This is a genomic window from Nonomuraea sp. NPDC004702, assembly GCF_053601695.1.
In genome coordinates, this window is record NZ_JBSGCE010000062.1 from 41,953 (window position 1) to 53,487 (window position 11,535).

The 11,535-nt window shown below is 74.6% G+C and carries 10 protein-coding genes and 1 pseudogene; 6 read left to right on the forward strand and 5 right to left on the reverse strand.

The annotated features are described in order from the left end of the window. Positions 1-7 precede the first annotated feature (7 nt). Both ACWEJ6_RS43650 and ptsP read left to right on the forward strand, forming a co-directional pair. On the forward strand, positions 8-340 hold the full coding sequence (locus tag ACWEJ6_RS43650; protein ID WP_452431382.1) for an HPr family phosphocarrier protein: 333 nt from the start codon (positions 8-10) through the stop codon (positions 338-340). Further along, a complete protein-coding gene (ptsP, locus tag ACWEJ6_RS43655) occupies positions 333-1,922 on the forward strand; it encodes a phosphoenolpyruvate--protein phosphotransferase (RefSeq protein WP_452431383.1) in 1,590 nt (529 codons plus the stop codon). The genes ACWEJ6_RS43650 and ptsP overlap by 8 nt, the downstream gene beginning before the upstream one ends. A gap of 4 nt (positions 1,923-1,926) precedes the next feature. Here the strand turns inward: ptsP and ACWEJ6_RS43660 are convergent, their stop codons facing one another. Both ACWEJ6_RS43660 and ACWEJ6_RS43665 read right to left on the reverse strand, forming a co-directional pair. Continuing rightward, entirely contained in the window at positions 1,927-4,431 is a 2,505-nt protein-coding gene (locus tag ACWEJ6_RS43660) for an ATP-dependent Clp protease ATP-binding subunit (protein ID WP_452431384.1), read from the reverse strand. A gap of 81 nt (positions 4,432-4,512) precedes the next feature. Beyond that, complete coding sequence (locus tag ACWEJ6_RS43665) at positions 4,513-5,157, reverse strand: SDR family oxidoreductase (RefSeq protein WP_387669350.1); 645 nt, start codon at positions 5,155-5,157, stop codon at positions 4,513-4,515. Between the two features lie 24 nt (positions 5,158-5,181). On the opposite strand from ACWEJ6_RS43665, the gene ACWEJ6_RS43670 reads away from it, so the two are divergent. After that, entirely contained in the window at positions 5,182-5,874 is a 693-nt protein-coding gene (locus ACWEJ6_RS43670) for an HAD family hydrolase (RefSeq protein WP_387670361.1), read from the forward strand. Between the two features lie 69 nt (positions 5,875-5,943). Beyond that, a complete protein-coding gene (gndA, locus tag ACWEJ6_RS43675) occupies positions 5,944-7,368 on the forward strand; it encodes an NADP-dependent phosphogluconate dehydrogenase (RefSeq protein ID WP_387669352.1) in 1,425 nt (474 codons plus the stop codon). 24 nt (positions 7,369-7,392) lie between these two features. On the opposite strand, the gene ACWEJ6_RS43680 is transcribed toward gndA, so the two are convergent. Together ACWEJ6_RS43680 and ACWEJ6_RS43685 are read right to left on the reverse strand one after the other, a co-directional pair. Next, positions 7,393-8,166 carry a thioesterase family protein gene (locus tag ACWEJ6_RS43680; RefSeq protein WP_452431385.1) on the reverse strand — a complete coding sequence of 258 codons (774 nt, stop codon included), beginning with the start codon at positions 8,164-8,166 and terminating at the stop codon, positions 7,393-7,395. A 7-nt stretch (positions 8,167-8,173) separates the two neighbouring features. Next, a complete protein-coding gene (locus ACWEJ6_RS43685; RefSeq protein ID WP_387669355.1) occupies positions 8,174-9,118 on the reverse strand; it encodes a helix-turn-helix transcriptional regulator in 945 nt (314 codons plus the stop codon). A 50-nt stretch (positions 9,119-9,168) separates the two neighbouring features. Between ACWEJ6_RS43685 and ACWEJ6_RS43690 the strand changes: the two genes are divergently transcribed. After that, the gene (locus ACWEJ6_RS43690) at positions 9,169-10,245 is read left to right on the forward strand and encodes an epoxide hydrolase family protein (protein WP_452431386.1); all 1,077 of its coding nucleotides are present in this window, start codon (positions 9,169-9,171) and stop codon (positions 10,243-10,245) included. Between the two features lie 34 nt (positions 10,246-10,279). Here the strand turns inward: ACWEJ6_RS43690 and ACWEJ6_RS43695 are convergent, their stop codons facing one another. Further along, positions 10,280-10,630, reverse strand: coding sequence for a VOC family protein (locus tag ACWEJ6_RS43695; protein WP_364337466.1), 351 nt, complete (start codon positions 10,628-10,630; stop codon positions 10,280-10,282). Between the two features lie 342 nt (positions 10,631-10,972). Between ACWEJ6_RS43695 and ACWEJ6_RS43700 the strand changes: the two are divergent. After that, positions 10,973-11,535, forward strand: a pseudogene (locus ACWEJ6_RS43700) (hypothetical protein); the annotation flags it as partial.

An 11,535-nucleotide genomic window follows, 5' to 3' on the forward strand; every position in this document is an offset into this window, starting at 1 on the left:
GTTGGCGATGGCGAGTCGAACGGTGGCCGTGGCCAGCGCCGGCGGCCTGCACGCGCGTCCGGCGAAGGTGTTCGTGCGGGAGGCGGCCCGGCTCGGGGTGCCGGTGCGGGTGCGGCTCGGCGAGCGGTCGGTGCCGGCCGGCAGCATGCTGGGGGTGTTGTCGCTCGGCGCGACGCAGGGCACGGTGGTGACGCTGGAGGCCGAGGGCGCGGGGGCCGAGGAGGCGCTCGACGCGCTGGCCGCCCTGCTGTCCCGCGACCTCGACGCCGTCCCCGCGCCCGGCGCGACCGCGGCGGAGTCAGGGGCTGCGACCGGGGCCGGTGAGGCGCTCGATGGCTGAGGCGACGCTGAAGGGGGTGGGGGTCAGCCAGGGCCGCACCGCCGGGCCCGTGGTGCGGATGGCGGCCCCGCCGGTGCTGCCCGCCCCCCGCCGGGTCACCGACCCCGGCGCCGAGACGGCCGCCGCCGCGAAGGCCCTCGACGCTCTCGCCGCCGACCTGGAACGCCGCGCCGCCCACGCCGGCGCCGAAGGGGCCGAGATCCTGGAGGCGCTGGCCATGATGGCCGCCGACCCGGAGCTGCGCGAGCAGGCCGAGGCGCACGTGCGCGACGACGGCCTGGACGCCCCCCACGCCCTGGACGCCGCCTTCTCCGCGCACCAGGAGGCCCTGGCCGCACTCGGCGGCTACCTCGCCGAGCGGGCCGCCGACCTCGACGACCTCAGGTCCCGCGCGGTGGCCGCCGCCCTGGGCCTGCCCATGCCGGGCGTGCCCGACCCCGGCCATCCGTTCGTGCTGGTGGCCGCGGACCTGTCGCCCGCCGACACCGTCGGCCTGGGCCCGCGGGTGCTGGCGCTGGTCACCGAGCGCGGCGGGCCCACCAGCCACACCGCGATCCTGGCCCGCGGCCGCGGCCTGCCCGCCGTGGTGGCCTGCGCGGGCGTCACGGACGTCCCCGACGGGACGGTGGTCGGCGTGGACGGCGTCACCGGCGAGGTCACGGTCGGCCTCACCGGCGAGGAGGCCGACCGCGTACGGGAGTCCGACCGGCGCGACCGCGAGCGGCTGGCCGCAAGCGCCGGGCCGGGCAGGACGGCCGACGGCCACCCGGTGAGGCTGCTGCACAACATCGGCTCGGCCGCGGACCTGCGGCCGGGCGCGGAGGGCGTGGGCCTGTTCCGCACCGAGTTCCTGTTCCTCGGCCGCAGGCTGCCGCCCTCCCACGAGGAGCAGGTCGCCGCGTACGCGGAGGTGTTCGCCGGGGGCGGGCCGGTGACCGTGCGCACGCTCGACGCCGGCACCGACAAGCCGCTGCCCTTCCTCGGCCTGCCGGCCGAGCCCAACCCGGCGCTGGGCGTGCGCGGCCTGCGCGTCGACCGCGTGCTGCCCGGCGTCCTGGACGCCCAGCTCGACGCCATCGCCGCGGCCGCCCGCGCCACGGGCGCCGACGTGCGGGTGATGGCCCCGATGGTGACCACCGCGGGCGAGGCCGCCGACTTCGCCCGCCGCGTGCGCGCCCGCGGCCTCGCCCGCGCGGGCGTGATGGTCGAGGTGCCCGCCGCCGCCCTCCAGGCCGACGAGCTGCTGGCCGAGGTGGACTTCCTCAGCGTCGGCACCAACGACCTGGCCCAGTACACCTTCGCCGCCGACCGGCAGCATCCCGGCCTGTCCGACCTGCTCGACCCGGCCCAGCCCGCCCTGCTGCGGCTGGTCGGCATGTGCGCCGAGGCCGGGCTGCGGGCGGGCAAGCCGGTCGGGGTGTGCGGCGAGGCCGCCGGCGACCCGGCGGTCGCGCCGCTGCTGGTGGGGCTCGGGGTGTCCAGCCTGTCGATGGCCCCCGTGTGCGTGCCCGTCGTCCGCGAGGCGCTGGCGGCCCTCACCCTGGAGGAGTGCCGGGAGCGCGCCCGGCTGCCGCGGCGCTGACCGGTCAGCCGACCGGCTCGGGGTTGTGGGCCCTGAGCCGGAGCCGGTCGTCCTCGACGTCCACGGTGACCTTGCCGCCCTCGGCCACCTCGCCGGTCAGCAGCATCGTGGACAGGCGGTTGTCCAGTTCCCGCTGCACGGTCCGGCGCAGCGGGCGGGCGCCGAACTCGGGCTGGTAGCCGCGCCGGGCCAGCCAGTCCTTGGCCTCGTCGCTGACCTCCAGGGTGACGTTCTGGCCGCGCAGCCGCTGCCGGGTGCGCTCCAGCAGCAGGTCCACGATCTGGCGCAGCTGCTGGCGTTCCAGCCGCTTGAAGACGATCACCTCGTCGATGCGGTTGAGCAGTTCGGGGCGCAGGGAGTGGCGCAGCAGGTCCATGAGCTCGTCCTGCAGGCGCGGGGTGTCGCCCTCGGCGTCCAGGATGAGCTGGGCGCCGATGTTGCTGGTCATGATGACGATGGTGTTGGTGAAGTCGACCGTGCGGCCCTGGCCGTCGGTCAGGCGGCCGTCGTCGAGCATCTGGAGCAGGATGTTCATGACGTCGGGGTGGGCCTTCTCGATCTCGTCGAGCAGGATGACGCCGTGCGGGCGGCGGCGGACGGCCTCGGTGAGCTGGCCGGCCTCCTCGTAGCCGACGTACCCGGGCGGCGCGCCGATCAGGCGGGAGACGGTGTGCCGCTCCTGGAACTCGCTCATGTCGATGCGCACCATGTGGTCCTCGCCGCCGAACAGCGCGGCGGCCAGCGCCCTGGCCAGCTCGGTCTTGCCGACGCCGGTCGGGCCGAGGAACAGGAAGCTGCCGATGGGCCGGTTGGGGTCCGACAGGCCCGCCCTGGCCCTGCGCACGGCCTCGGCGATGGCGGTGACGGCCTCGTCCTGGCCGATGACCCGCTCGTGCAGGTGCTCCTCCAGCCGCATCAGCCGCTCGCGCTCCTGCTCGGTGAGCTGGGTGACGGGGATGCCGGTACGCCGGGAGACGACCTCGGCGATGTCCTCCACCATGACCTGCGGGACGGTGTCGTGCCCCTGCCGGGCGCGGTCCAGTTCGGGACGGAGCTTGTCGATCTGGACGGTGAGCTCCTTGGCCCGGTCGAAGTCGTCGGAGGTGACCGCCTGGTCCTTGTCGCGGCGCAGGGCGTCGAGGCGTTCCTCCAGCTCGCGCACGTCGCTGCCGGGGGTGCGCGAGCGCAGCCGGACCCGGGCCGAGGCCTGGTCCATCAGGTCGATGGCCTTGTCGGGCAGGAAACGGTCGGAGATGTAGCGGGCCGAGAGGTTGGCGGCGGCGTCCAGGGCCTCGTCGGTGATGCGGACCTGGTGGTGGGCCTCGTAGGCGTCGCGCAGCCCGGCCAGGATCTCGACCGTCTGCTCGACGGTGGGCTCGCTGACCAGGATGGGCTGGAAACGGCGTTCGAGCGCGGCGTCCTTCTCGATGTTCTTGCGGTACTCGTCGATGGTGGTGGCGGCGATGACGTGCAGCTCGCCGCGGGCCAGGGCGGGCTTGAGGATGTTGGCCGCGTCCATGCCGCCCTCGGCCGAGCCGGCGCCGACCAGGGTGTGCACCTCGTCGATGAAGACGATGGTCTCGTCGGCGTGCGCGCGCACCTCGTCGATGACCTTCTTGATGCGCTCCTCGAACTCGCCCCGGTACTTCGACCCGGCGACCATGCCGGTCAGGTCGAGCGCGACGACGCGGCGGTCCTTGAGCGTGTCGGGCACGCTGCCGTTGACGATGCGCTGGGCGATGCCCTCGACGATGGCGGTCTTGCCGACGCCGGGCTCGCCGATCAGGCACGGGTTGTTCTTGGTGCGCCGCGAGAGCACCTCGATGGCCTGCTCGATCTCGTCCTCGCGGCCGACGACCGGGTCGATCCTGCCCTGCCTGGCCTCCTCGGTCAGGTCGCGGCCGTACTCGTCGAGCGCGGGGGTGTCCGTGGGCCGCCGCCCGTCGCCGTGCTGCTGGCGGGACGCGCCGGACATGATGGCCTGCTGCAGCTCGTTGGCCGAGACGCCCTGCTCCTGGAGCAGCCGGGCGGCCGCGGAGTCGGGGTTGGCGGCCAGGGCGAGCAGCAGGTGCTCGGGGCCGATGTAGGAGGACTGGAGGGCGCGGGAGATGCGCTGGGCGTCCAGGACGGCGCGTTTGGCCGCCGGGGTGAGCGTGGTGGGCGGCTCGGCGCCGGTGCCGGGTCCGGCCAGGGCGTCGATGCGGTCGCGCAGCCTGCCGAGGTCGACGCCCGCCGCCTGCATCAGCGGGCGAGTGGCGTCGGACTCGGTCAGCGCGTCGAGGACGTCGAGGACGTCCATGTCCTGCGCGCCGCGCTGCCCGGCGACCTCCAGGGCCCGGCTGAGCACCTCCCTGGCCGAGGCGCTGAGCAGCTTGCCCACGTCGACCCGCTGCACGCTGGGACGCGACGGCGGCCAGCCTTCCATCCCGCCGAACACCCGCCCGGTGAGCTCCTCGAACCCCCTGAACGGATCTCCCCCGAAGAACGACCTGAACGGCATGTCGGACATTTGATCTCCCCCTAGTGCATCAGGGGGACATCTAGCCGAAGAAGCCGCAAGTCATAGCCAGCAATCGGCAAAGGGGACGCATTACTCGGTGGCTATGAGGTCGATCACGGGCGTGTCGCCCGAGACGAGCTCCAGCGTGCGATGCGCGGTGCCCGGGTTCTCCAGCAGCGCCATGACGACGGCGGCCACGTCGTCGCGCGGCACCGAGCCGGGCGGCACCTGCGGGGCCAGCCGGACCAGGCCCGTGCCGGGCTCGTCGGTCAGGCGGCCGGGGCGCAGGATCGTCCAGGCCAGGCCGTCGCGGGCGCGCAGGTCGTCCTCGGCGGCGGTCTTGGCCTCGATGTAGGCGGCCCAGACCGCGTCGCTGCCCGGCGCGGGCGGGCGGCCGGCGCCCATGGAGGAGATCTGGATGAACCGCCGCACGCCCGCCCGCTCGGCGGCGTCGGCCATCAGGACGGACGCGGCCCGGTCGACGGTGTCCTTGCGGGCCGCGCCGCTGCCCGGGCCGGCGCCGGCCGCGAAGATCACGGCGTCGGCGCCGCGCAGGATCTCCGTCACCTCGTCGGCGGTGGCCTGCTCCAGGTCGCACAGCACGGCCTCGGCCCCGGTGGCCTCGACGTCGGCCACGTGCGCGGGGTTGCGCACCAGGCCGACCGCGCCGGACCTGAGCCGCTCGGCCAGCCGCAGCGCGATCTTGCCGTGGCCACCCGCGATGATGATCCGCATGCCCCCCATGGTGTCATGGACGTCATGAACGACTTCCCGCAGGCCCCCACGCCCGCGTTCCTGTTCGACCTGGACGGCACCCTGATCGACAGCGTCTACCAGCACGTCATCGCCTGGCGGCAGGCGCTGTCCGGGATGGGGATCGACCTGTCGGTGTGGCGCATCCACCGGCGCATCGGCATGAGCGGCGGCCTGTTCGTCAGCGCGCTGCTGCGCGAGACCGGCCTGAAGCTGACCCAGGAGCAGATCGACGAGTTGCAGGTCACCCACGCCGAGGCGTACGAGCAGCAGGTGGCGTCGGTCCGGCCGCTGCCGGGGGCGGCCGAGCTGCTCGGCGAGCTGACCGCGCGCGGCGTGCCGTGGGCCATCGCGACCAGCGGCTACGCCCGTACGGCCCGGCTCGCGCTGGGCATGCTCGGCCTGCCGGAGGACACCCCGATGGTCACCCGCGACCAGGTGCGGCGGGCCAAGCCGGACCCGGATCTGTTCCTGGCCGGTGCGGCGCTCGTCCAGGTGGACCCGCTGCATGCGATGGTGGTGGGCGACAGCGTCTGGGATCTGCTGGCCGCCCGCCGGGCGGGCGCGCTCGGCATCGGGCTGCTGTCCGGTGGATATGGCAGGGACGAGCTCGAACGTGCCGGGGCCTTCCGCGTGTACGCCGATCCGGCGGACATGCTCGCCAGGCTGGACGAGCTCGGCGTGCGCTCCCCGTCCTGAGCGAAGGGGGAATATCTCGCCGAACCTCCCAGCTTGATCGTGCGTATCCCCCACAGAGGAGCATTGAAGATGGACTTGGCAGACATCGGCGTCACCGGCCTGGCCACCATGGGGCGCAACCTGGCCAGGAACCTGGCCAGGCACGGGTACGCCGTCGCCGTGCACAACCGCACGACGGCCCGCACCCAGCAGCTGGTCAGGGAGTTCGGCGGGGAGGGCACGTTCGTGCCGGCCGAGGAGCTGGCCGCCTTCGTGGCGTCGCTGAAGCGGCCGCGCCGGGCGATCATCATGGTGAAGGCGGGTCCCGGCACCGACGCGGTGATCGACCAGCTCGCCGAGCTGATGGAGCCGGGCGACATGATCGTCGACGGTGGCAACGCGCATTTCCAGGACACCCGGCGGCGTGAGGCGGCGCTGCGCGAGCGCGGCATCCATTTCGTCGGCACCGGCATCTCCGGCGGTGAGGAGGGCGCGCTGCTCGGCCCGAGCATCATGCCGGGCGGCTCGAAGGAGTCGTGGGAGGCGCTGGGCCCGATCCTGCAGGACATCTCCGCCAAGGTGGACGGGGTGCCGTGCGCCGTGCACGTCGGCCCCGACGGCGCCGGGCACTTCGTGAAGATGGTGCACAACGGCATCGAGTACTCGGACATGCAGCTCATCGCCGAGTCCTACGACCTGCTGCGCCAGGCCCTGGGGGCGACGCCGGCCGAGCTGGCCGAGGTGTTCAGGGAGTGGAACCGGGGCGACCTGGACTCGTACCTGATCGAGATCACCGCCGAGGTGCTGGAGCAGGTCGACGCGGCCACGGGCAAGCCGTTCGTGGACGTCGTGGTGGACCAGGCCGAGCAGAAGGGCACCGGCCGCTGGACCGTGCAGAGCGCGCTCGACCTGGGCGTGCCGGTGACCGGCATCGCCGAGGCCGTCTTCGCCCGCGCGCTGTCGGGCCATCCGGAGCAGCGCGCCGCCGCCGCGTCGCTGGAGGGCCCGAAGCTGTCCGGCGTCGGCGGCCGCGAGCTGATCGAGGACGTGCGCCAGGCCCTGTACGCGTCCAAGATCGTCGCCTACGCGCAGGGCTTCGACCAGATCGCCGCCGCCTCCGAGGAGTACGGCTGGGACGTCGACCCGGGCGCCATGGCCACCATCTGGCGCGGCGGCTGCATCATCAGGGCCAAGTTCCTCGACCGCATCCGCGCCGCCTACGACGCCGACCGGCGGCTTCCGACGCTGCTGGCCGACCCGACCTTCGCCGCCGCGCTGAACGCCGCGCAGGACGCGTGGCGGCGCGTGGTGACCACGGCCGTGCGCATCGGCGTGCCGACGCCGGGCTTCTCCTCCGCGCTGGCCTACTACGACGGGCTGCGCCGCGACCGCCTGCCGGCCGCGCTGGTGCAGGGGCTGCGCGACTACTTCGGCGCGCACACCTACCACCGGGTGGACCGGGAGGGCGCCTTCCACACCGACTGGTCGGGCGACCGCGACGAGCACCCCGCCTGACCGCCTCAGGGGCTCGGCGGACGGTCAGCCGCCGGTCAGGGCGACCGGGTTGGCCACCGCCGTGACCACGCAGAACCCGATCGGCCCGGCCGTGTCGTGCAGGGTGACCTGGCCGGTCGCGACGCCGCCGGCGCTGAGGTGGCCGGTGGCCTCGACGCCGATCAGCTCGCCCTCGGGCAGCCGGGCGAGCGTCAGCGTGTAGTCGGCGTTGATGAAGCTGACGCCCGCCGAGCCGACGTTGGCCAGCGGGCTGGCGAAGTCGGCGGCCAGGGCGGCGCGGGTGAGCGGCGTCAGCGGCTCGTCGTCCACCAGCGGGTGGGTCTCGCGCAGCCACACCCGGTCGCGCCCGCCCTGCCCCCACTCGGTCAGCCGCCACAGGTCGAACGGCGGCTTCCAGCCCTGCCCCTCGGCCGGGTCGCCGGCGGGCGGCGGCTCGTCCCAGGCGGGCGTGTGCGGCAGCCGGCCGCCGGGCTGCTCGCCCTGCCGGAGCAGCACGGCCGAGGCCCGGCCGATCACGCCCTGTCCGGTGGAGAGCACGGCGTCGGCGACCCGGATCCGCCGTCCGTCCCTGACCAGGGTGGTCTCCACCGTGACCGGCAGCATGGGGCTGTTGCGGAACAGGTCGACGGTGAGCCTGGCGAAGTGCAGGCCGGGCTCGCCGTGCCGCTCCTCCAGGGCGCTCGCCGCCAGGCCGCCGAGCAGTCGGCCGTGGAGCATGTCGGGGGACCAGGGGCTGCGCGCGTGCGGGGCGGGCACGAACTCGCCCTCCTTGCGCGTGAAGAACGCTGACGTGGCCATCACCGAATCATATTCTGGAAGAGAGCAGCCGCCGTCCCAGGGCGTGCAGACGTTCCTTCAGCTCGGCCGGTTCGAGCACCTCGAAGTCGAGGTCGAGGAAGGCCACGGCCACGGCCATCAGGTGCAGGTCGTCGCCGCGCATGGTGAGCACGCAGGTGGCCTCGTCCACCGGCTCGACCTCGCCGCCGACGCGGCCGGCCAGCCGTCCGGCCGGAGCGTGGATCAGGAAGCGGGCCTGGACCGGCCACATCTGGTGGCCGAGCCGGTGGCGCACCCACGCGGCGACGTCGGCCTCCGGCGGCTCGCGGGGGGCGAAGCGCGGGCCGTTGGGCGTGCGCACCTCGATCCGGTCGGCCCGGTACGTGCGCCAGTCGTGGCGGTCGACGTCCCAGCCGACCAGGTACCAGCGGCTGCCCTTGCTGACCAGGCTGTGCGGCTCGGCCCGCCGCAGCGTGACGGCGCCCTCGTGGTCGGTGTAGTCGAAGCGCAGCTGCTCGCGGTCGCGGCAGGCGGCGGTGATGCGGGTCAGCAGCTCGGGGTCGACCGTCGGGCCCTGCCCGCCGACCCGGACGGTGTGCGTCTGCAGGGCGTTGACGCGCTGCCGCAGGCGGGCGGGCAGCACCTGTTCGAGCTTGGCCAGGGCGCGCAGCGAGGTCTCCTCGATGCCGGTCACCGTGCCGCCGGCGGCCGTGCGCAGGCCGACCGCGACCGCCACGGCCTCCTCGTCGTCGAGCAGCAGCGGCGGCAGCTCCGCGCCGGGACCGAGCCGGTAACCGCCCGCCACCCCCGGCGTGGAGCCGACCGGGTAGCCGAGGCTGCGCAGCCGGTCGATGTCACGGCGCAGCGTGCGCGGGGCCACGCCGAGCCGCTGCGACAGCTCCGCGCCGGGCCACTCGCGCCGGGTCTGCAGGAGGGAGAGCAGGCGCAGAAGCCGCGCCGAGGTGTCGAGCACGGGTCCATTGTGGCCCGATCCTGGCCGCAATGCTGCCTAGCGTGGGCGGCATGAACCGATTCCTCATCGACATCCCGCAGTCCGCGATCGACGACCTGCGGGCGCGGCTGGACCGCACGCGCTGGCCGGACGCCCTGGAGGGGGTCGGCTGGTCCTACGGCGTGCCGCCCGAGGCCGTCCGCGAGCTGGCCGCGTACTGGCTGGACGGCTACGACTGGCGGGCGCACGAGGCGCGGCTCAACGAGCTGCCGCAGTACACGACCGAGATCGACGGCCAGCGCGTGCACTTCGCCCACGTGCGCTCGCCGCGTCCCGGCGCGCTGCCGCTGCTGCTGACGCACGGCTGGCCGAGCACGTTCGCCGACTTCTCCCGCGTGGCCGAGGCGCTCAGCGGCGACTTCCACCTCGTCATCCCGTCCGTGCCCGGGTTCGCCTTCTCCGGCCCCACCACCGAGACCGGCTGGGGCGTGCGCCGGGTCGCCGCCGCCTGGATCGAGCTCATGGACCGCCTCGGCTACGACCGGTACGGCCTCCAGGGCGGCGACTTCGGCTCGCTCGTCTCGCCCGCCCTGGCCCGGATGGTCCCCGACCGGGTGGCGGGCGTGCACCTGAACGCGCTCACGGCGTTCGTCTCCGACGACCTGTCCGGGCTGACCGAGGCCGAGACCGAGCGCGCGCGGCGGATCGAGCGCTGGCACCGCGAGTTCTCCGGGTACGCCGCCATCCAGAGCACCAGGCCGCAGACCCTCGCCTACGCCCTGGCCGACTCGCCGGCCGGCCAGCTCGCCTGGCACCTGGACGCGTTCGCGAGCTGGGGTCAGGACGCCGGCGGGGTCGCCCCCGACGACGTCCTGACCAACGTCACCATCACCTGGCTGACCGGCACCGCCGGCTCCGCCGCGCGCCTGTACCGGGAGAGCGGCGGCGACTGGGCGCCGCCCGCCGAGCCCGGCACGACGCCGACGGCCGTGGCCGTCTTCCCCGGCGACAGCACGGTCCGCCGCTACGCCGAGCGCTCCCACAACGTGGTGCGCTGGTCGGAGCCGGCGCGCGGCGGCCACTACGCCGCCCTGCAGGCCCCCAACCTGCTGGCCGAGGACGTCAGCTCGTTCTTCGCCGAGCTCTAGCCGTTCTGCCGGGCACTACGTTCTTCGCCGGGCTCTAGCCGGGCATCACGCAGAACGGGTGGCCCTCGGGGTCGAGCAGCACCGTCCAGTCGTCGCCGCCCGGCTGGTGGCCGGGCAGGGTGGCGCCCAGGGCGACCAGCGCCCGCCTGGCCTCCTCGACGTCGGGGACGGTGAGGTCGAGGTGCACGTGCTTGCCGTCGTTGGGCCAGCCCGGGCCCTGGTAGCCGTCGATCCGCTGAAAGGCCAGCGGCACGGGGCCGCCGGTGACGGTGGCGTAGTCGGGGTCGGAGTCGCCGACCTGCCACCCGGTCGCCTTGGCATAGAAGCCCGCCAGGGCGACGGGGTCGGCGCAGTCGAAAACGATGGAGGAAATCACTGTCGTCATGCCCCCACCCTTGCCGGTGCCACCCCCCAAGGTCTTGAACATCCTTGCACCCCACCCGCCCCACCGCGGCACTCTCAGCAGCCCCCGCAGCCACCCCACACGGCCCACCGCCACACACCACACCCCACCGCCACCGCCACCGCCCCCGCGCCCAGACGGGCTACACCCCGCCGCACACCCCCACCCCCCACCGCTGCTGTACACCTCCACCCCCACCGCACCCCCGCCCCATGCCTCCGGCGCGTACTGTGGCCGAGGCCGTAGCCCCTGGGACGCATGCGTCGCCGAAGGCCCCGAGCCCTGGCGGGGAGATTGTCGGTGGTGGAGCGTAGCGTTCGGCGGGTGCGATCCTCCAAGCCGCTGGCCCGTGGGAAGGGCTTCACCCTCGACCTGGTGACCTGCGCCGACGACCACCGCGGCTGGTCGCGGCCCGAGGTGGGCCGAGCCCACCGCATGGTGCTGGTCCACCGCGGCGCGTTCCGCCGCATGGCCGACGGCCGCAAGGCCGCCGTCGACCCGACGATGGCCTACCTCGGCGCGCCCGGCGAGGAGGAACGCTTCGCCCACCCGGCGGGCGGCGACGTCTGCACCTCCATCTCCCTGTCCCCCGCCCTCTGGCGCACGCTCGCGGGCGACGCCACCCGCCTCACCCGCTCCACGGTCTACGTCGACGCCCGTCTCGAGCTCGCGCACCGCCGCCTGCTCGCCACCGCCCGCGCGGGAGACCCCGACTTCGCCCTGGTCGAATCCCTGCTGTCGCTGACCGGCGCCACCCTCACCCAGCTGGCCGGCCCCGCCACCCCGGCCGCCGCGGACGGGGCGGCCGCGGCGCGCCCGGCCGCCCCCCCCCCCCCCCCCCCCCCCCCCCCCCCCGCCCCCCCCCCCCCCCCGCGCCTCGCGGCGCC